We start from the raw sequence: 20,037 nt of genomic DNA, 5'->3' as shown, positions 1-20,037 counted from the left end.
AAGTTATTTCCCGAAATGTTTCATAAGGTTGATCTGTCTCAGGCATTCCTTCTTGCAAATAGGGGCACAGCCGAAAATGGAGCAGTAAGCCACATCTACAAAAGGTGTATCATCCCTAGCCGCACTTCTGATAACCTCCACGGTGGCTTTGCTACCGGTGATCGGGCAGGTAATTTTGCCTCTCTGCATGATTTCATCAAAGTACCACTCCATATGTGGACGCGACTGTAGACGCTTCTTTAATTCTTTTTCCTTAACAAGACGTTTTGAAAGCCTTGGCTTAGGAACTTCGTCGAAATACCACTCCATGCGTGGAGCTGGCGTGGTGCGTTTCTCTGCTATATTCCCTCTCATTTTCCCCACCTCCTATTTTCACCCGGGTAAAATAGACAACTTCTACATGACCCAGGCAAAAGTTATTGAGGAAAAGCTTTCTATGTATTAAACAACGACAAGAAGTATGCCAGCAAGCCTACTCGACGTAACTTAGCTGGATTCTTAGGAATTGCATTAAATGATTTCTTTCGCTAGAGGGATGAAGATGTCTTATTCCAATACATAAGACAATCTAATTATTATTCAGCATATAACTTTTCTTAAAACTCAAGGTTTTAGCACCAGCACCGGGCAATGAGCTTCCTGAACGACCTTCTCGGTCACACTTCCCAGGATAAACTTCTTGATTCCTTTTCGTCCGTGGGTATTCATCACGATTAAATCGGTGTTGACCCTCAAAGCATAATCAACTATGGAGATAGCCGTGTTTAATCCTTGAATTACTTCTGTTTTGAACGCTATTTCTCCGGCCTTGTTCCCTAGCCTGAGTTTAATCTCCTCTACTTTCTTAGTAAGCTTTTCAGTAGATATTTTAATGAGGTCATCAAATACCCAATAGGGCACCTCATACTCATAAGCGTACAGGCTAAACACATAGACAACCATGATATTGGCTTTTAATCTTTCCCCGAGCTCCACAGCACAATTAAGGGAAGAATCTAAACCTTCCGAAATGTCCAGGGGAACAAGGATATTCTTGATTTCAATCGGTGTCTCCTCATCCCTCTTCTTGACTGTAAGGATAGGAATACTCGATTCCCTCAAAACACTTAAAGCGGTGCTTCCGGTGAGCATTCTGTCTATTAAGCCCTGTCCTCTCTTGCCCATAACTATGAGGTTGGCTTTTTCACGCTCGGCGAGTTCAAAAATTTCTTTGCTTGGTTCACCTCTTAATACCTGTGACCTGAATCTTAACCCCTGAGAGTCCAGTTGCTCCCCGATCGATACTAAACGAGACTTGATCCTCTCCTCGACCTTTACAGCCCAATTATGGAACTCGGTCTCATAAAGCAGTTTCTCCGGTAAGGGAATTACGTGGATTCCGATTATCTCAGAACCGAGTATTTGCCCCAGGTAAATAGCATAATTCAAGGCCTCTTCCGATTCCTTTGAACCATCAAACGCCCATAGTATCTTTTTTATTTCCATGAGCCCCTCCTTAGAAGCCTATGGTAATTAATCCAGATCCATTCTTAATTCCATATGACAGTCTGCGGTTTTAAGGTTTCATGGTTATTACCGGGCACGGCGATTCTTGAATCACCTTTTCAGCAACGCTACCGATGAAATTATCTTTAAATTTCCCGCCCCCATAAGTCATCATGACTATCAAATCTATATCTCTGTCCTCCACAAATTTAACAATCCCTTTCCATGCATTCTTTGATGTTTCCACGCAAGGCACGATATTTTCCCTTACTTTAGTCTTCCCTATGTTTTCTTCGAGTTCCTTGAGAGAAAATAGCTTCATCTGTTCGGCTATCTCCAGCGGGAAACCACGCTCCCCCACCTCGACAACATTAAGCAGATAAAGAACCGCGTCGAACTCCTCGCATAATCCAACCGCAAATTTAAAGTCTTTAGTTAGGCCGTGAGCCAGGTCTGTGGGGACTAATATCCTTTTTATTTCCAAGTTTTTCTTCGCTTCCCGGGCGGTTAAAACTGGAATCGATGACCCCCTCAAGACCTTGAGTGCAGTCCCCCCTAAAATGTATTTCTCAACAGGCCTCCCCTTCCCCATAACAATCAAATCTACCCTTTCCTCATTTGCCACCCGGAGAATCTCTTCATAAGGGATTCCATTCGTAATTTCTACTTTAAAACCAGTCCCCTTTTCTTTAAAAGTTTTGGCAATATTTTCCAGGGCCTTCCGTTCTTTTAGTTTTGTTTCCTCAATCCACTTTGAGAACTTATCCCTATCCTCGGAAGAAAATTGACTTAACACGCTCTTGGTATAATCGGGTATGACAAATAGACCGACTATCTCTGCTTTAAACTGCTTTGACCAGAGCTGCGCATACTTTAGAGCTTCGGTGGAGTCTTTAGACCCGTCTGAAGCCCACAATATCTTGTCGATCAACATTTAAACCTCCTGAACGGTGCTTAGAATAAGTTCCTAACGTAAACCCCGTGTATTGTTCATGACAGGGAATAGATTATATCATGCTACTGGGGTAATAGTCTTCTTCTTATTTCTTTTCTTTCCCATGATTATCGACTCCGCTTCCAGCCAGTCATCTAAATCTTTCCCGTGCTCCATTCCCCTCTTTTCATAAATCTCGTAAGCCTTTTTTGCGATCATTTCATGAATTGTTTCTTCATCCATCTTGGTTCTTTTTTTGGGGGTCTTAGATTTTAGCACTTCCACCATTTTTATACACCTCCTTGGTAATTTTAAAGCCTTGATCGTTTACTCATCCTTTAATACGCCTGGCCAGCCTCTCTAAAACCATATCGTGTAGCCTTTCTTTATCTTTTTTGGTTTTTAGGGGCGGTCCCGTTGAGCAGGTCTGGACTGCGGTATTATTTTCCAAGACTTCTATTTCCCGCCGGGCAAAAGGCCCATTTCCACACTTTTCAAACCCCATGGCAATAGCGAAACCTCTCTCCTCCTGAACGGATTGGCTTCTGTCGATTTGATCCAGAATTTCTAAAAGAGTATCCTGGTCTCCTTCGATAGTAGCTTCGGTTGGCGAGGCAAGTTGGCAATTAACTCCCCTTTCCTTGAATAGAAGTATTAGAGCAGAGATAAGACCCTTGGCAGTCCTTTTTTCTTTGTCCAAAGGATATATAGTCACCCTCATCCTGGACATAAAACACTCCTCATCAATCCTTTTGATTGTTCAACTGCTCTTAAGCCTTATTGCTTCTCAAGAAAGGGAAGCCTTCTCTCTAAGGCTCCCCTTTCTCTTAATCAGCGTTATTTGATGTCGATTTTTATCTCTTTGGGCTTTGCTTCTTCAGACTTGGGAAGGTGTATCTCCAGTATACCATCCTTAAAGTTCGCCTTGATCTTGTCCGCTTTCACTTTGGCCGGTAAGCTCAACACCCGGGCAAAGCTTCCGTATGACCTTTCCGCGTAGTAATAGTCTTCTTCTTTTACTTCCTCTTCCTTTTTAATCTCGCCTTTTATAGTTAGGGTGTTGTCGGACAAAGAGATTTTCACATTTTCTTTTGGAACTCCAGGAATCTCTGCCTTCACCACAATCTCATCCTTTTTGTCGTACATATCAACGGCAGGAGATATTCCCTCAAGCTCTTTTAATTTTTTTAGCGAAGGGAACCTCCTCCAAGCACGTGGGAGAAAGGGTTCTTCGAAGAACTCTTCAAACCACCTTTCAACTTCTTTTGGCGGCGACCACTTCATTAATGCCATGATCATCTCCTCCTTAACAAAGATTTAATCGTTCAATCGGCAAGCTGTATGCCATGAATACCCAGTTGGTAAAAGCAAGAAAATTAGGACGTTAGAGTCACCGAGTGGGATAAACATATGTCAGTTGTCAGAAATTTTGACAAAATAACGGGTTTAGAACATCGGCGAATGTATTAAGGTTTACACAGTTGTAATTGCTCGGGACCCTGATAATATTCACCCCGCTCCATTATGGGAAGTTATTCATATACTCAAAGATGAGAACTTTATCGGTATCTATCCAAGCTTATATCCGATCTTTCTTAAGAGTAATTTTCTATCCTCAATGTCCTTCTCGGTTTCTATACCCTTAGATTTTAATCCATCAATAACACCGAGGATTCCCCTTCCCTGCTCAGACTCCGCTATAATTACCTCTACGGGATTGGCCGTGGCACAGAATATCCGGCAAACTTCGGGAACGCTTTTAACTACATTCAATACATTAATCGGGTAAGCATTCTGGAGAAATATAATGAAGCTATGGCCTGCAGACAGGCTAAATGCATTCTTTTTTGCCAACTCGATAAGCTCCTGGTCAGTCCCGCTGTACCGTACCAGGCAAGGACCGGAAGACTCACAGAAAGCGAGCCCAAACTTTATGCCGGGGACCTTATTTACCAGAGCCTCGTGTATGTCCTCTACAGTCTTTATAAAATGGGATTGGCCGAGGATGAGGTTTATATTATCGGGTTTCTCTATTCTTGTGGTTTTTATTTCCATTCTATCCTCCTAACCGTATCTGCTTTCAATATACGCTATCATAAAAATATAATAGTCAAAATCCCTTGGTATTCCGAGGGCTGATTACTGTACGACCTTCTTACAATCTGACACTCCTTCCCCAGGTTATTAAAGGATATTAAGGCAGATACATTATATATCCAATCATGGCACAAACATTGCATTTCTTACATTAAGATGATTGTATATCCAAAGGAACTGATACTTAAGGATGCAACACCGATAATACTTAGACCCGCCCAGAAAGAGGATATGGAGGGTTTATTCAGGTTTTTCTCCAAAATACCAAAATCAGACCTTCTTATTTACAAGGACGATGTGACCAAGTGGGAAACCGTAGAGAGTTGGTTTACCAACCCTAAATACAATAAGATTCTTCAACTCGTCGCCCTGAAGGACGAGGATATAATAGCAAAAGGGACCCTTCACCAAGAGGGGTTATACTGGCATCATGCAGTAGAGATTAAGCTGGTCGTAGAACCTGAATACAGAAGCCGAGGACTCGGGTCTAAAATATTTAAGATTTTATTGGCCGAGGGGCTTCTGCGCAAGTTTGAGAAGATAATCGTTAGATTTACACCGGACAACCGAAACTTCATGAGAATTCTGGAGCATTACGGTTTTAAACCCGAGACTGCGCTAAGATGCTACATACACGACGAGGAGGGCAAGGAACCCAAGGACCTTATAATCGCCTCGTACAGCATCGAAGATTGGGAAGGCAGATTCGAATTTTACAATTCAGTTTACGGCAAAGGCAAAGCCGAATTCAATTTGTAGCCAAATAAATAAAGTGTTAAGCTCATAATGAATAAAAACTAACGCTGGGGAGAGTAGTCTCATACTCAGCGTAAGCTTGTCTTAATATTGTCAATACTTGCTCATTTCAAAAGCGATAGAGGGATGGACTCTTTAATTATAACCTTGTTAGATGACGCCAAAGTGATATGTGTTTGACTGGTTGATGAAAATGAGTAGAAACCGGGAGGAATACAAAAATAAAAGAAAAGGCCCTCGCCAGAATCAAGGGAAATTGTCAAAAAGGAAATCGGCAGGGAGGAGCCAGGGTATAACCACTTCACCGACCGAAAACTACAATTTAAATCGGGGGCCAAAGTACACCGGTGCCGATGTTGAGCGGTTGATACAAGACCTAAGTATACATCAAATTGAACTGGAGACCCAGAATGAAGAACTTCGCCGGATACAATTGGAGCTTGAGGAAGCCATGAATAAATACGCTGAATTATATAACTTTGCACCGGTCGGATATTTTACCTTGAACGAAAAGTGCACCATTCTTGAGGCCAATTTCACCGCCTGCCAAATGTTGGATATAGAAAAACAAAACCTAATAAAGCAGAATTTCTCGAGATATATACGGCAAGAAGACAGTGACATGTTTTACTCGTATCGTAAACGGCTGATTGATACCGGTACCCGCCAGGTTTGCGAGCTTAGAATACGTAAAAATAACGGCACCCAATTCTACGCTCAACTAGAAGGCACCGCTACATTTGATGACCAAGGGAAATTCAGCCACTTTAAGATAGCGATGGTGGATATTACTCAAAGAAGGCGAGCGGAAGAGTTATTGCTGAAAGCTCATGATAAGCTAGAAAGTGTCCTTCATGAACAGAGTTCGGAGCTCGTAAAAACAAAGGAAACATTACAGTCTGAAGCAGTCCAACGGGCTAAAACGGAGGAAGCGCTCAGGGAGAGAGAAGAAGAGTATAAAAAACTGTTTGACGATATTCCCATAGGGATCTACCGCACTACTCCGGACGGCCGCATCCTGAAGGCAAATCCGGCATTGGTTCATATGCTCGGGTATTCCTCATTCGATGAACTGGCTTCGCACAACCTGGAGGAGCCGGGCTTTCAACCCAATTATGACAGGAATAAGTTCAAAGAACTGCTCAAGAACCAAAATGAAGTTATGGGGTTTGAATCCGTATGGACGAAGAAAGACGGCACCTCTTTGTTCGTCAGGGAAAGTGCAAGGGCCGTCAAAGGAAAGGATGGAACTACCTTATATTACGATGGAACGGTTGAGGACATCACAGAACGGAAACAGGCAGAGGACAGATTTCGGCTGGCCGTAGAGTCAGCCCCAAATGCAATAGTGATGGTGAATCAGCAAGGGATAATCACATTCGTCAACTCTCAGACAGAGAGGTTATTCGGATACAGCAAAGATGAGCTAATCGGCCAATCGGTAGAGATACTGGTACCGGAGCGCTTCCGTAGCAATCATTCTAAATTCCGTTTGGAGTTCTATGGTGACCCTCGGGCCAGACCTATGGGAGCGGGCCGAGACTTGTTTGCGCGGCGCAAGGATGGCAGCGAGTTCCCGGTGGAGATTGGCCTCAATCCGGTCCATACAGCGGACGGAATCATCGTGCTTAGCTCTATAGTCGATATAACCGAGCGCAAACGGGCGGAGGAAGCTCTTCGCGAAAGCGAGCAAAAACTAAAGGCCATCATGAGTAACACCACAGATGCAATTCTGGTTTACGACGAAGATGGCAGGATAATTACAATTAACAAAAAAGGAGAAAGCTTATTTTCTGGTGATAGTAAAAAACGTCTAGAAAGCATATGGGACACCATACCGTCTGAAGAAAGGATTAAGTTTTCTGAGAAGCTTAAAAGCGTAAAAGAGGGAAACAAATTATTGGATTACGAGATGCAAAAGGTATTGGGCAATGGGGAGAGAATTCCGGTTAGCGTAGGACTGGTGTATGTCGCCGATGGCGTAAGCTGGTTTATCGAGACGGTGAGAGATGTCCGGGAAAGGGTGGTATTAAGAAATAAAATAATTGAGCTGGAGAAGGCCCAGATTGTGGGAAGAATGGCCGAAGGGATTGCCCATCACATGGGAACCCCACTCGCATCCATGCTTCTCCGGGTCCAGATGCTAAAAGAAGACGCCCCCAGCGCTTTCGGATACGAAAAATATTTAGAGAAGCTCGACTCTATCGAAAGGCAGATTTTCTATACTCAGAAGGTAATCCAAAGGCTTCTCAAGTTTGTAAGCAAGCCGGAGAATGAAAAATCCCTGGACAACGTTTCCAATATTCTCGACGACGCGGCCGAGATTACAAATCCTCTCTTTAAGAAGCGGGGGATTAAACTGGAACTGAAAGTGGATGAGGATTTATATGTGCTAGCAGATAGCAACTTACTCGGACTGGTTTTTGTGGACATAATGATGAATGCGCTGGACGCAATGCCTGAAGGCGGAAAACTTTCGGTAGTCGCTTCTGGCGGAAGCCGGGAGGGTGTAATAGAAATAATAATATCCGACACCGGGTCTGGAATACCAAGAGATGTACTTCCCTTTGTTTTCGAGCCGTTTTTTACGACGAAGCCAGCAGGGAAAGGGACCGGTCTGGGGCTTTCCGTTGCCAAGAGGATTATCCATGACCATGGAGGAGAAATCAGTATAGACAGCACAGAAGGCAAAGGGACGAGTGTTATCATAAAACTACCGGCGCAGGCGGAGGGAAAAGAAATTGAGCAAGCTTAAGGTTCTGGTCGTTGATGACGATGAAGAGTTGGTGGGGGCGATAAAGGAGCTTCTAGAAAGGAGAAAGTATGAGGTGATCACGGCGTTCTCCGGAAACGAGGCGCTGGAGAAGGTCTCCGCCGTGCATGATATTAACGTCGCTCTTCTCGACCTGGTAATGCCCATGATGGACGGTTTTACGCTGCTGGAGAAAATTAAAGCCATTCACCCGGAGATGAGCATAATTATGATCACCGGGCACGGCACCGTTCCCACGGCCGTGGAGGCGATAAAGCGGGGAGCCTCGGATTTCATCACCAAGCCCTTCGACAAGGACCTACTCCTAAAGAAGCTCGAAATAATCAGCAAGGCTCATGAGCTTGAAAGCAGGATAAGCGAGCTTAAGGAAATGGTCTCCGAGAAATACGGCTTTGAGCAGATTATCAGCGGATCTCAGGTTATGAGAAGGGTATTTGAAAAGGCTTCTGCCGCAGCACGGAGCGACGCTCCCGTTTTTATCGTAGGTGAGACTGGGACCGGAAAAGAACTCTTGGCCAAGGCTATACACATCAAGAGCGATAGGGGTAACCAGCCATTCGTTGCCGTGAATTGTGCCGCAATTCCCAAAGAGCTTATGGAGTCGGAGTTGTTCGGGCACAAGAAGGGGGCTTTTACCGGAGCGGTAAGAGACCATGACGGCCTTTTCGTAGCCGCTAACAGAGGGACGATTTTTCTAGACGAGATAGGGGAGATGCCCAAGGACCTGCAGGTAAAATTGCTCAGAGTACTTCAAGAAAGCAGGGTGAGGCCCGTAGGACACTCCACTGAAGTATCCGTCGATACACGGGTAATAGCTGCCAGCAATCGTACTATAGAAGAGCTCAAGAATACCTATTTAAGAGAAGACCTCTTCTTCCGGCTCGCCGTCGTGGTTATAGAGCTGCCACCGCTCAGAGAAAGAAGGGAGGACATTCCTCTTCTGACAGAGCATTTTATAAGGAAGCTCAACCAAAAGTACTCCCGAAATATAAAGGGGGTGTCGGAAGGCGTACTGACATCGATTTATCAGTACGATTTTCCGGGAAACATTAGGGAATTAGAGAACTTATTAGAGGGTATTATTGCCGTATCTCCGCCTGACAAGCAAACAATCGTAGAAAAAGACCTAAAAGCACATCTGCTGTGGCAGGAGAAAAAGGCTTCTGAACACATGCTCCTCTCTCTAGACAAACTGGAAAAGTTCGCCCTGGAGCAGGCGCTTCGGGAATCTCAAGGGAATAAGTCAAAAGCAGCCGAAATTTTGGGTATCTCTAGAGATACCCTTTATAGAAAGCTTAAGCAATTCGGCATCGAATGATTTACAAAAAGCTATAAAAAAACATTACCCCTTCTCACCGCTATCTAAAATAAGCAGAAATCAAAAATCCATCCTTGTATACAAGGCTCTTAGACAGATAAAAATGCTTTTTAAAATCAATTTGTCCTCTTTCATGTTAAATGCTGTCCAAATCATATCCGTTCAAATGACATACTAAAGTCTTGATAACACAAGCTTCTAGAAATGGGATTGCTCCGGTCGTGGAATTTATCGTTTCACTGAGCTCACGATGAAGTCCTGAGTACTTCGACCCGCTCGACTCCAGAATGTGCGGACAGCCATCTACTAAATTCTAATATGACTCCGCTCATTCCTCCGTCGCACTCAGGACAGGGTTCGGAATGGCAAGGATGGTGATGTTTCAACCACTTCTTCTGTCATTTCGAATACCAAAGTGAGAAATCTTAAAAATTGAGATAAGCTAAAATTCCTCGCATCCGCTCGGAATGACAATATTCCCTTCCTCACAGGAGTTTATTCCCGCACTAGTGTTTACAGTGACTGCAGCGAATGTGCTCGGGATAGACTCCGAGACGAAACAATCCGACACAGAGTGTTATGGTTCCCAGAACTACTTTCCTCTTTACCCCGTGAGATGGTAAAACTTACCTCACGTGGTAAAGATTCTATTTAATGATTTTCTCCCTATTTGAGTCAACGTAAGAAACCCATTCCACTATGGATTTCACTGTTTCTTCTGGGTTTTCCATACAATCATGCATGGCACGTGGTATATACCTTACCGTAATATCGTGATTTCCGGCCTTATGAACCAAATCTGCTAAGTCTTTGGCCTCCCCGGGGTCGAGTATATCGTCATTTTCACCCTGGAGGAATAGAATCGGGACCTTTATCTTTGATATTACCCTGAAGGTCATTGCATTATAAGCCTCCGGTCCCCTCATGAACCACCAGGTTTTATACGTAAAGATTTCTACATGAAAGGGATTAAACGTAGGCCCCCAGGCCCGGTACACTATAAAAATCTGGTCGTTTGCACTTTTATCGGGGTCTTTTCCCAAAACTTCCCGTGCTCTGACGTACACCTCGTCGTAAGTAGGTATGCTGTCCCATTTTTCCCAGCGTTTTCGTTGAGAATCGGGAAGGGAAAAGGCACACCCTTCCAGAATTAGTCCTTGAATACCCGCATTCGGTCTCTGACTGGCGTGATAAGCAACTATATTTGCCCCCAAGCTATAACCGAATATGAAAATCTTACGGAAACCTTCTTTCCGGAGTAAATCAACGGCTGCATCTATATCCTTTATGGCATAATCGAATATCCCTTCTCCCATTATCTGCCCCATAAAAGCCATACGGTTGTTGACCGAAAAGGAAGAAATACCGTGCTCTAGCAGTGCCGGCGGGAGTAGCCTTGGTGTGCCACGCGCCAGGAAATGGCCTAGTACACCGTGGACATGGATAATTATAGGCCTGTCCAGTAAATCAACTTCTTCATTATTAAAACTTTTCGTAAGCAGAAGGGCGTTAAGTAAGAATCCATCCTCTGCTCGAAAGCTTATCAGCCTTTTTTCCTCACGAGACATATCAAATGAGATTACTTATTTTGAAACCTTCTGCCGAGCCACTTGACCACAATGTCCCCGAGTTCCTCTTCCTTCCCCTCAAGCGTGTGTCCGGCATTGACATAGAAAGCGGAAACATCCTTGTTCCCGGCATTGAGGGCTACCTGCGCTAAGTCCTGCGTCTCTTGCGGGTTCACTATATCGTCATGCCAACCCTGGATTAGGAGTATGGGTATCTTAATCTGCTCTATCTGTTTGTAAGCCTTTGCTCCCTCCGCTTCTGGCCCAGCCAGAAACCACCATGTTTTATATGTGTAAATCTCCGTGTGCTCTGGACGGTATGTATTTCCACGCGCCTTGTAAATGAGAATACTTCGATCTTCTGATGAACTATAAGGGGTTGGCCTTAGTATCTCCTTAGCTTCTTCATAAACCCGGTCGTAAGAAGGTTCACTGCCCCATTTATTCCATCTCCGGCGTATAGAGTCGGGCATGGAGTAGGGGGTGGCCAAGGCTATAACACCTTTCAAGCTGGGGTAGGAAGACGGGTCATTCCTAAGTGCCGCATACCTGAGAACCACGCTGCCTCCAAGGCTATATCCCGACAGGATAATCTTCCTGTAGCCCAATCCCTTTAAAAACACTATGGTCGTATCTATCTGGGGCACGGTGTCTTCCAAAATCCCGTAACCAAAGAACAGGCCGAAATTAGCCATGCGGGTATTTATAGATAGAGAAGAATAGCCTGCCCTGGCCAAAATCGGGGGAAGAAAACGCTGGCTCCCGTCCAGGAAGTTTCCCAAAAAGCCGTGCACGTGAATTACTATCGGTTCCTTATCTGATCCTTCCCCAACTAAAGTACGGTAAAAGAGGGCATCAATCTTGCTGTTACCGAAGGGAATAGCAATAAGCTCTTGCTCCATAAATTCCATCTTATTGAGAATACCCTAATAGATTGCCGGGAAAAAGCCAGAACCGGTCTAAAACGCCAATTCTATGTCTTTTTCCTCATCTAGAATCTCCATTTCTTGAGCTGAGTTTTGCGTCTCCACGTGGACCACACCGGGCAGTTTTAACAGATGAGAATTTAATCTCATCTTTATCCATTTTATATTTTGAAGCTCGAGCTTTATTCTATTGTCCCGGTCTAAAGCAGCTTTGACCTTGATTTCATCTTGTATTTTAAAGGGCGAGAAATCTATCCAGTAAATTCTGCTCTTGAAAAAACCGTTAGGCGAAGTGTAACTGATATCCCGGGGAAATTTATTCCTCTTAAATCTTCGAACCCAACCAAAAACTCTGGGCAGGTCTTCATCTACCATATGCCAGGTATGCCCGTATTGAGGATAGGAAGTAAACTCAGATGGGGCGCCAAGTTTTCTTACTATCTCATGGAGCACCAGCCCTTCGTCCAGCGGGACGGCCTCGTCCCCACCGCCATGAGAGATATAGATGGGAAGATTCTTCAGGTTAGTCAGCATTCTTTGAGGGTAACCCAGAGTATCTATGAATTTCTCTAATTCAACTTTGTTCAAGTCCTCTATTTCATCTTTATAAAACCTGACTTTGAAAGGGCCAAAAACCACTGCCGATGCAGCAATAAGGTCCGGGTAATGCATCGAGACCAAGAGTGCTTCCAGGGCCCCATTAGACATTCCGGTAACGAATATACGGTCTTCGTCAATAGAGAAACTTTCCTTTATAACATCGAGGAGCTCCGGGAACACATCCAAGCGCCCCTGACGAATATACTGTCCGCCCAGGTCGACCGAAGGAATGATGGCCAGGAACCGATTTTCCCGGGCGAATAGATGGAGTTTCTGGGATTTAACATAGTTATTAAGACATATGATAACGGGAAGCTTATCGCCTTGCCGGTGCTCAAGAGAAACATAATGAAATTCAAACTTTCGGTTATATTTTCTAGATTGATAAGATTTAAGGTATATACCCCGCCCTTCCAATGAAAACTTGTGCCGCTCGGGGTGGCCTTGGGGAAGGATATCCCCATTCGCCCCTAGATAAATTACCGAATTGGCACCTCCGGCAACATCCGGATTTAGGTCCGGGTTATTAGGGTCATTCAACCAGTTACCATCGACGATGTATTTATAATCATAGTACCGGCCCGGTTTCAGTTCCAAGATTATGCGCCATACATCGTCCCTCCCCTTTATCAACGGGGTAGCCCGTTTTTTCCAACCGTTGAAATCACCGGCAAGAAAAACCTCCCTGGCTGACGGCGAATAGTAACTGAAAAGAACTCCCTCTTTCACCCGAACAGGTTTAGTTGCCCACCAACCCTGATATTGTCCGACAGTATCCGATTTCTGCAAGAAATAGCCTTTATCTTCCTATTTATACAATCATGAAGATTTTTATGACGACAAATCGATATAAAGCTCGGGCTCATTTCGGACTCTGTCCGCAAGAGATTTTGCCTCCTGCCAAGTAGAGGGCTGCCCAAGGTCAATGACCCTCTTTGACAGAGTGCCTTTAACATAAAGGATCCGGGTTTGAGAATCCCATAGGATTTGCCAGTTATCATCTTCGATTCCCCTGAGCCAGCCGAAAGGAAATGTGGCCATCTTTTTAAATCCTCTGATTTCTTTGTTCGTAATGTTGGCTGGAAAGATTATACCTAATAACCGCCTTGAGCATAAAAACATTCTACACTCTCGGCTTATACCAGAAAGATTAGCCAAATAAAGGTCAAGTGTAAGCTATAAGAAGATAGAAGGCAGAGCCTGTGGATACCGTATTTGCTTTGCTGGGCAAAAAGCGTAATTAACACGGTCGAGATTAAATCGAAGGAAAAACACCAGACAGTGGCTTGCCGGTGTAACTTGTACACTATCTCGGCATTTCCGAGTCGCTCAGAGCAAAAGTACTGATTTAGAAACTTTTATATAGTGTGAAGAATCACTCGGGTACTTGTCTTACTATCTCTTGTAACCCTCTCGCTCCCTTGAAAACAACCTGGGTATAACCGCATGCCTTTATCCTGTCCATGCCGGTCTTTCCCCGGTATTCGGAATTCAGAAACGGTTCGACAAAATTCTCCTCCAGGCTGCAATCAGGACAGGTAAATATAACGGTTTCATCGTAATTTCCCCTGGTGGAAACCCTTATTTCTACTTTTTCTTTCTGGTAATACCTGTCCCATAAATAGGCACATGCGCTTCTCAAGGCATTGGTCTTGGCTTGAAATACCTCTTGTTCCTGGTTGCCGGTAACCGTATCCGTTCCTGCCTCTGAAATAGACCCCGGAATAAAGTAACAAATAGAAATCATGACAAAAAATACCACTAAGCCGGCTGATTTTCCCATGCTTTTTCATCCTCCTGTTTTAGCCCTAATTTTACTACATTTTGAAATGGGAAGGAATGGCGGCAATAAAATTCGCAGTATAGGCCTGATTAAGCCTATTTATGCTAGAGAGGGTATAAACGTCTGGTCCCACGCGGTCAGCTAAACGCCAGAATACATGCTAAACTAATAAATAACCGCAAAGGAAAAGAAGACTGTTATAAAAAGGAGACTGAAATGATGAAGAAAAAAGAAACTTATCCGTTATTATTGGCATTCATGATTATAGCCCTGCTAGCCTTCGGTAAAGCGTCCATTGCCGAAACAAACACTCCTAAGGAGGAAACCCAGGTAATAAAAAACATATCTCCACAAGAAGCGCATGTACTCATAGAGAAAAATAAAAAGAACCCGGACTTCGTAATTCTCGATGTCAGAACTCCAGAGGAGTTTTCAGAGGGACATATAGAGAACGCCGTAAATCTCGATTTCTATTCCGATAACTTCAAAGAAGACCTGGAAAAACTGGATAAGAACAAAACCTACATAACCCATTGTCGTTCCGGAAGCCGCAGCGCAAAAACCTTAAACCTGATGAAGGAACTCGGTTTCAAGGAAGCATACAACATAACCGGTGGTATTGTGCAGTGGGAGAATGAAGGACTTCCCACTACAAAATAGTAAAGGGAGACAATGACACTACGGTTGTCATTTGCTCAGCCATAACCAAGCAGGATTCTGTCCTTAGTCATAAAGTTAAAGTCAATATAGTGCGGAATGGAAGTATCATCAAGAACCTTAAGCTCGTCTGGTAGGTCATGCAAACCAAGCTCTCGCACATCGCCCCACCGATTTAGTAATCGGTCTGCTTCGGCCGCACCGCCCAGGGCAAATATATCAACGACTTCTTTTGCCAGGTTTTCAATATCAGTCTCCAACCTGTCGTAATCCACATGGAACTTCTCGGTTAGCTCGTCGAAGCGAATGGAGCCACTGTCTCTGAGATAAGAGTAGGTGAGGAATGCAGAAGCGGTATCCGGGTAACTCCAAAACCGCCCCCGTCTTATGTATCTAAGCATTTCCGCAATCGATACGGTGTAAGCTTTAATCAGTAGATCGCCCTTTAGCAAATCATCAGCTAAGAACCTCATGTTATAGAGGGACAAGATATCAGACTTTAGCTCATGGAGGATCAAATAAGGCCTGTCCAGTTCGGACATGTTCGACCTTAGCAGGTCTTCCCCATAGAAATGACCAAGATCATGCCCTCTAAGCCAGAGAAGCAATAGTCTTCCTATATTTTCATCGTCCAGATCATCGATGATCGCATAACTCCCCAGGTATTTCTTAGCAATCTCTTTAGATATTAGCGCAAACCTCCGGGTATACAGGTTAATGAAAACGGTCATCCTGGAGAGGTTGGAGAGATTCTCCGGGCTTCCACCGGAAAAAAAGACGCAGATAGGCTTATGGCGTGTATTCAGTTCTCCGGCAAGGGAAAAAACATCGATACATCTTATCGCCGGTGCATTTCCATTGATTGAAAAATCCTCATTCTTACTAGAGCGTTGCTTTAATAAATTCATTTTTTTATCATAGGTTTCGATAAGACCGTCGAAGAAGTTATTAACACTACCAATCGCTCCAGCGTAGCATCTACGGTCATTCTTATCCAATGAAAAAATTTTCCCCAGGATTAAATCAATACATTCTTTATCCTCGTTAATTAGTGTCAACGAGTATAGGTCGTATATCCCGCCAGATATATCCTCTATTTGTCTCTCTAATTCGAATTTATCCCGGCCGGATAGATAAGACGCTCCTTTCCTTAAGCTACTCATCATCTTTTGAAAAATAGCATTCTCTAAAATTAGAGAAAAACCGTCCGTATTTTCCAAATGGTGTAAAGACTCAATATATTCGAGGGATTGAAGGAATGAACGTATAGTTCCATGCAGCTTATTATCGAGCGCCGGATTTATATCCACTATTACGCTTTTCCTTTCCTTATGCGTGGGGTTCATAGGCTGATCCGCGCCGTGACCAGCAAAACTTTGCCCTCCAATTAGAGTGCACTATGCATGTGTCACTTGTCTTAATTCCTAGAAAAAACGTATCAAGGATTTTTATACTTTATATTCCTTATAAGTGAAAAAAAGAGGCGAGTTTTTAATTCGAGCCTCTCTCTTTTTCTGCTCCAATCCCTCCAAGTAGCGGTCAAACGTATCTTTAAGCTCTTCGCCTTCCTTACCCTTGCCCAGTTTTCTCAGTTCTTCAATAATCTTATTCAATTCTTCTTTGAGCCTGGGAATCTCTTTATTGAGCTCCGCTATACCCTGTTCTGCGCTTCTTCTCGCTTGCTCCATCAGTTCCCGAACATCTTTCCTAAGCTTCTTTAGCCTTTCATCCTCTTCAAATTCTTCAAACCCAATTTTAAACTCTCTTACCCAATCAACGAATTCTTGATATGCACCCTCCAGAATTTTTTTACTTGTGCGCATAAAAAACTGCGCTGGTGAAGAATAACCCTCTGCTCTTGCCCCCTGGGTTAACGGAGGTGCATCTTCCTTGAGAACCTGCACTCTAATTCGTTTGTTAGAAGTTAAAGGGTCCCTATCGATTATGAATACGGAACTGGAGTTGATCTCATCTGCATAATTCTTGTCGATCCTTACATCGACCAGCGCTCTGCCGCTTTCCGTGGTCCTCAACCCGGTCACCTCTCCCACCGCGATATCTCCGAGGACGACTTCGTTACCCTCGCCAACTCCGTCCACCCGGTCGAATGCTATAGAGATATCTAAAGGCCCTTTGTATAAACCAAACCAATAGATAATCCCAGTCAAGGTCAATCCAACTAAAATTACGGCTATTACCATATACATTCTTCTTGGCACGCTACACCTCGACTGAACACATACCTCTATTATATAAACTCTATACCAGAAACCAAGGTCACTGTAAAAGCAAGTCCCCGTCCGCTTTCAAAAGAGAGTAAGCCTGCCACTCACTTTATAGATTTTCGATTTCCTACCTCCACACTTTATTTTTTCTTCGTTCCAGTTAGAATTAGAAAATTTTTTATTCTATTTTTGACATTTTTTGTCTTGAAATACACTTATAGATTTCTTATTGGGAAATAAATCATCAATGGTTAAAGCAAGTTAATCATAGATAACAAGCTATATAGAATGGCATAACTCTTGCACGAATAGTAGCTTTGAGGGTAACCGATGAAGTTCAAAAGGACAAAAAGAAATGTCAACGACATTTCTACCTTTAGCAAGTTGGTTCGCTACCACGTCAAATATTCCCGGGGAAAAAATTGGAAAGAGGTTTCGGAAAGAGACATTTTTCATTCCGTAGCTCTAGCCGTAAGAGAATGGATAATAGATGCAATGCTGAAAACCGAGGAGCGTTACCAGGAGAGAGACGTAAAAAGACTCTATTATCTCTCCATGGAGTACCTCATGGGAAGGTCTTTGGGTAATAATCTCCATAATCTAGGGATATTCGACCTCTGTAAAGAGGCGCTTTTCCGGATGAGGATCGACCTTGAAGAACTTATGGAGACCGAACCTGACGCCGCATTGGGCAACGGGGGACTGGGCCGTTTAGCCGCCTGCTTTCTAGATTCGCTGGCTACTCTGGACATGCCCGGATATGGTTACGGAATCAACTACGAATTTGGGCTTTTCAAGCAGGAGATACAAAAAGGATACCAGAAAGAAAAGCCTGACCACTGGTTGAGCGAGGGCTCACCCTGGCTAATAGAAAGACCGGACGAGATATGCGTTGTTCCGATATATGGCCATGTGGAGCACCACAAGAGGCATAAAGATGGTGATAGCCCAATATGGATGGACTGGAAGGTGCTGATCGGGGTGCCGCACGATATGCCGGTGGTGGGGTATGGGGGGAAGACTGTGAATTATCTCCGGCTATATTCTGCCAGGTCTTCTAACGAATTCGATATGCATATATTTAATAGAGGAGATTATCTCAAGGCGGTGGAACAGAAGATGCTTTCAGAGACTGTCTCCAAAGTGCTATATCCTTCCGACTCAGTTGATAACGGAAAAGAGCTGCGACTCATTCAGGAATATTTTCTTGTCGCTTGTGCGGTGAGGGATATTATCAGGAGATATCTTCATAGGGGAAACGTAATAGATAATTTCCCGTCAAAGGTTGCGATCCAGCTAAACGATACTCACCCCTCCCTGGCAGTGGCAGAACTCATGCGTATTTTAATCGACGAACACAACCTGGATTGGGATAAAGCCTGGGAAATCACCACATCGACTTTAGGATATACCAACCACACCTTGATGCCAGAAGCTTTGGAGAAATGGCCTGTTCCACTCATGGAAAATGTGCTTCCTAGACACCTTCAGATTATTTACAGCATCAACCATAGTTTCCTGGACAAGGTAAAATCAATTTGGCCGAATGATAGCGAGCGGCTTAGACGCATGTCCATCATAGAGGAGGGAAACCCAAAACAAGTGCGCATGGCCTATCTTTCCATAGTTGGCAGCCACTCGGTCAACGGAGTAGCCGCTTTACACACCGAACTGATTAAGACCTCTATGGTCCCGGATTTTTACCAGCTTTGGCCAGAAAAATTTAACAACAAGACAAACGGTATTACCCAACGCCGATGGTTGTTGAAGTCCAATCCCGCTTTGGCCAATTTTATCTCTAAAACAATCGGTAAGGGCTGGATCACCGACCTGGCAAAACTTAGCAAACTGGAGTCTTATGCCGAGGACGAAGGCTTTCAACAAAATTTTCTAAGCATAAAACAGGGCAATAAGGAAAGACTGGTTAAGGTCATCCTGGACACGACGGGCGTTATGATTAATCCTAATTCTCTATTCGACATACAGGCCAAGCGAATCCACGAATACAAACGCCAACTCCTCAACGTAATGCATATTATTCATCAGTATTTAAGCATTACTGAGGATGGTAGAGTACTTCCCATTCCTAAAACTTATATCTTCGCCGGTAAGGCCGCACCAGGCTACACGGCGGCCAAGCAGATTATAAAGCTGATAAATAACGTCGGAGACGTCATCAATAACGACCCAAGGGTGAATGATCAGATTAGGGTCGTCTTTATCCCGGATTACAAGGTCTCCATGGCTGAGAAGATCATCCCTGCCGCAGACCTGAGCGAGCAGATATCGACGGCAGGCAAGGAAGCTTCCGGAACCGGGAACATGAAATTTGCCCTGAATGGAGCTCTGACCATCGGCACGTTAGATGGGGCAAATATAGAAATCCTGGAAGAAGTCGGAACAGAAAATATTTTCATATTCGGCCTGAAAGCGGATGAGGTAATGGAGATGAAGATAAACGGTTCCTATAATCCTTGGGATTATTACCATCGTAATCCCTATCTACAGAGAGTGATGGAATCGTTCAACTCCAACCTCTTCTGCCCGGGTGAACCAGGCCTCTTTAAATGGATTTACCAGACTATATTGAACGACGGTGATGAGTACTTTCACCTAGCTGACCTGGAATCTTACATAGAAATGCATGAAAAGGCGGCTCACCTGTTCATAAGAAGACCGATATGGGCTAAAAAGGCTATTTTAAACGTCGCTCGTATCGGCAAATTCTCCAGCGACCGCACGGTATCAGAATACGCTAAAGAGGTGTGGGGTATCCAGAGCGTAAGGGGATAGGGCAGAAATAAATTAAAGACCAATCGAGTCGAATGCGGCCAAGTTCACAACTTTATGTTTACTCGCTTAGTGCTCCAAAAAACAGAGACCTCGATTTCTAGTCCTGGATTCTTAGCCCCGCT

Annotated in this window: 18 protein-coding genes; 5 read left to right on the top strand and 13 right to left on the bottom strand. The window is 44.0% G+C overall.

All coding sequences use genetic code 11. The features are described from left to right. Positions 1 to 3: 3 nt before the first annotated feature. From VNN20_01750 to VNN20_01720, 7 genes are all read right to left on the bottom strand, one after another. The gene (locus VNN20_01750) at positions 4 to 354 is read right to left on the bottom strand and encodes a hypothetical protein (protein HWP90907.1); all 351 of its coding nucleotides are present in this window, start codon (positions 352 to 354) and stop codon (positions 4 to 6) included. A 249-nt stretch (positions 355 to 603) separates the two neighbouring features. Next, entirely contained in the window at positions 604 to 1,485 is an 882-nt protein-coding gene (locus VNN20_01745) for a universal stress protein (GenBank protein HWP90906.1), read from the bottom strand. A gap of 70 nt (positions 1,486 to 1,555) precedes the next feature. Continuing rightward, a complete protein-coding gene (locus VNN20_01740) occupies positions 1,556 to 2,419 on the bottom strand; it encodes a universal stress protein (protein HWP90905.1) in 864 nt (287 codons plus the stop codon). A 78-nt stretch (positions 2,420 to 2,497) separates the two neighbouring features. Continuing rightward, positions 2,498 to 2,707, bottom strand: coding sequence for a DUF2934 domain-containing protein (locus VNN20_01735; protein HWP90904.1), 210 nt, complete (start codon positions 2,705 to 2,707; stop codon positions 2,498 to 2,500). 43 nt (positions 2,708 to 2,750) lie between these two features. Next, positions 2,751 to 3,149 (bottom strand): thiamine-binding protein, encoded by a 399-nt coding sequence (locus VNN20_01730; protein ID HWP90903.1) that lies wholly within the window; start codon positions 3,147 to 3,149, stop codon positions 2,751 to 2,753. Between the two features lie 107 nt (positions 3,150 to 3,256). Further along, entirely contained in the window at positions 3,257 to 3,712 is a 456-nt protein-coding gene (locus tag VNN20_01725; GenBank protein HWP90902.1) for an Hsp20/alpha crystallin family protein, read from the bottom strand. A gap of 276 nt (positions 3,713 to 3,988) precedes the next feature. Continuing rightward, complete coding sequence (locus tag VNN20_01720; protein ID HWP90901.1) at positions 3,989 to 4,474, bottom strand: adenosine-specific kinase; 486 nt, start codon at positions 4,472 to 4,474, stop codon at positions 3,989 to 3,991. A 198-nt stretch (positions 4,475 to 4,672) separates the two neighbouring features. On the opposite strand from VNN20_01720, the gene VNN20_01715 reads away from it, so the two are divergent. The 3 genes from VNN20_01715 to VNN20_01705 all read left to right on the top strand — a co-directional run bounded on the left by VNN20_01715 (position 4,673) and on the right by VNN20_01705 (position 9,363). Then, on the top strand, positions 4,673 to 5,275 hold the full coding sequence (locus tag VNN20_01715) for a GNAT family N-acetyltransferase (GenBank protein ID HWP90900.1): 603 nt from the start codon (positions 4,673 to 4,675) through the stop codon (positions 5,273 to 5,275). 190 nt (positions 5,276 to 5,465) lie between these two features. Continuing rightward, positions 5,466 to 8,027 carry a PAS domain S-box protein gene (locus tag VNN20_01710; protein HWP90899.1) on the top strand — a complete coding sequence of 854 codons (2,562 nt, stop codon included), beginning with the start codon at positions 5,466 to 5,468 and terminating at the stop codon, positions 8,025 to 8,027. Beyond that, a complete protein-coding gene (locus tag VNN20_01705; protein ID HWP90898.1) occupies positions 8,014 to 9,363 on the top strand; it encodes a sigma-54 dependent transcriptional regulator in 1,350 nt (449 codons plus the stop codon). Before VNN20_01710 ends, VNN20_01705 begins: the two co-directional genes overlap by 14 nt. 647 nt (positions 9,364 to 10,010) lie before the next feature. On the opposite strand, the gene VNN20_01700 is transcribed toward VNN20_01705, so the two are convergent. From VNN20_01700 to VNN20_01685, 4 genes are all read right to left on the bottom strand, one after another. Further along, complete coding sequence (locus tag VNN20_01700; GenBank protein HWP90897.1) at positions 10,011 to 10,931, bottom strand: alpha/beta fold hydrolase; 921 nt, start codon at positions 10,929 to 10,931, stop codon at positions 10,011 to 10,013. Positions 10,932 to 10,942: 11 nt separating this feature from the next. After that, positions 10,943 to 11,833, bottom strand: a complete 891-nt coding sequence (locus tag VNN20_01695) for an alpha/beta hydrolase (protein HWP90896.1) — start codon at positions 11,831 to 11,833, stop codon at positions 10,943 to 10,945. Positions 11,834 to 11,890: 57 nt separating this feature from the next. Continuing rightward, positions 11,891 to 13,246 carry a prolyl oligopeptidase family serine peptidase gene (locus VNN20_01690; GenBank protein HWP90895.1) on the bottom strand — a complete coding sequence of 452 codons (1,356 nt, stop codon included), beginning with the start codon at positions 13,244 to 13,246 and terminating at the stop codon, positions 11,891 to 11,893. A gap of 586 nt (positions 13,247 to 13,832) precedes the next feature. Next, positions 13,833 to 14,240 (bottom strand): hypothetical protein, encoded by a 408-nt coding sequence (locus VNN20_01685; GenBank protein HWP90894.1) that lies wholly within the window; start codon positions 14,238 to 14,240, stop codon positions 13,833 to 13,835. Between the two features lie 216 nt (positions 14,241 to 14,456). Between VNN20_01685 and VNN20_01680 the strand changes: the two genes are divergently transcribed. Further along, on the top strand, positions 14,457 to 14,900 hold the full coding sequence (locus tag VNN20_01680) for a rhodanese-like domain-containing protein (protein ID HWP90893.1): 444 nt from the start codon (positions 14,457 to 14,459) through the stop codon (positions 14,898 to 14,900). A 35-nt stretch (positions 14,901 to 14,935) separates the two neighbouring features. On the opposite strand, the gene VNN20_01675 is transcribed toward VNN20_01680, so the two are convergent. Both VNN20_01675 and VNN20_01670 read right to left on the bottom strand, forming a co-directional pair. After that, positions 14,936 to 16,243 (bottom strand): hypothetical protein, encoded by a 1,308-nt coding sequence (locus VNN20_01675; GenBank protein ID HWP90892.1) that lies wholly within the window; start codon positions 16,241 to 16,243, stop codon positions 14,936 to 14,938. Between the two features lie 102 nt (positions 16,244 to 16,345). Next, on the bottom strand, positions 16,346 to 17,116 hold the full coding sequence (locus VNN20_01670; protein HWP90891.1) for an MlaD family protein: 771 nt from the start codon (positions 17,114 to 17,116) through the stop codon (positions 16,346 to 16,348). A 336-nt stretch (positions 17,117 to 17,452) separates the two neighbouring features. Here VNN20_01670 and VNN20_01665 point away from each other — a divergent pair, with 336 nt between their 5' ends. Then, on the top strand, positions 17,453 to 19,915 hold the full coding sequence (locus VNN20_01665; protein ID HWP90890.1) for a glycogen/starch/alpha-glucan phosphorylase: 2,463 nt from the start codon (positions 17,453 to 17,455) through the stop codon (positions 19,913 to 19,915). Positions 19,916 to 20,037: the final 122 nt, after the last annotated feature.

It is taken from the genome of Thermodesulfobacteriota bacterium (assembly GCA_035559815.1).
Classification (GTDB): Bacteria; Desulfobacterota_D; UBA1144; order Nemesobacterales; family CSP1-2; genus DATMAT01.
This window is presented reverse-complemented; position numbering and strand designations above follow the sequence as displayed.

Bases quoted from the DNA above. Each gene is read 5' to 3' on its own strand.
- VNN20_01750 (HWP90907.1), bottom strand. From the start codon at position 354: ATGAGAGGGAATATAGCAGAGAAACGCACCACGCCAGCTCCACGCATG.
- VNN20_01745 (HWP90906.1), bottom strand. From the start codon at position 1,485: ATGGAAATAAAAAAGATACTATGGGCGTTTGATGGTTCAAAGGAATCG.
- VNN20_01740 (HWP90905.1), bottom strand. From the start codon at position 2,419: ATGTTGATCGACAAGATATTGTGGGCTTCAGACGGGTCTAAAGACTCC.
- VNN20_01735 (HWP90904.1), bottom strand. From the start codon at position 2,707: ATGGTGGAAGTGCTAAAATCTAAGACCCCCAAAAAAAGAACCAAGATG.
- VNN20_01730 (HWP90903.1), bottom strand. From the start codon at position 3,149: ATGTCCAGGATGAGGGTGACTATATATCCTTTGGACAAAGAAAAAAGG.
- VNN20_01725 (HWP90902.1), bottom strand. From the start codon at position 3,712: ATGGCATTAATGAAGTGGTCGCCGCCAAAAGAAGTTGAAAGGTGGTTT.
- VNN20_01720 (HWP90901.1), bottom strand. From the start codon at position 4,474: ATGGAAATAAAAACCACAAGAATAGAGAAACCCGATAATATAAACCTC.
- VNN20_01715 (HWP90900.1), top strand. From the start codon at position 4,673: ATGATTGTATATCCAAAGGAACTGATACTTAAGGATGCAACACCGATA.
- VNN20_01710 (HWP90899.1), top strand. From the start codon at position 5,466: ATGAGTAGAAACCGGGAGGAATACAAAAATAAAAGAAAAGGCCCTCGC.
- VNN20_01700 (HWP90897.1), bottom strand. From the start codon at position 10,931: ATGTCTCGTGAGGAAAAAAGGCTGATAAGCTTTCGAGCAGAGGATGGA.
- VNN20_01695 (HWP90896.1), bottom strand. From the start codon at position 11,833: ATGGAGCAAGAGCTTATTGCTATTCCCTTCGGTAACAGCAAGATTGAT.
- VNN20_01685 (HWP90894.1), bottom strand. From the start codon at position 14,240: ATGGGAAAATCAGCCGGCTTAGTGGTATTTTTTGTCATGATTTCTATT.
- VNN20_01680 (HWP90893.1), top strand. From the start codon at position 14,457: ATGATGAAGAAAAAAGAAACTTATCCGTTATTATTGGCATTCATGATT.
- VNN20_01675 (HWP90892.1), bottom strand. From the start codon at position 16,243: ATGAACCCCACGCATAAGGAAAGGAAAAGCGTAATAGTGGATATAAAT.
- VNN20_01665 (HWP90890.1), top strand. From the start codon at position 17,453: ATGAAGTTCAAAAGGACAAAAAGAAATGTCAACGACATTTCTACCTTT.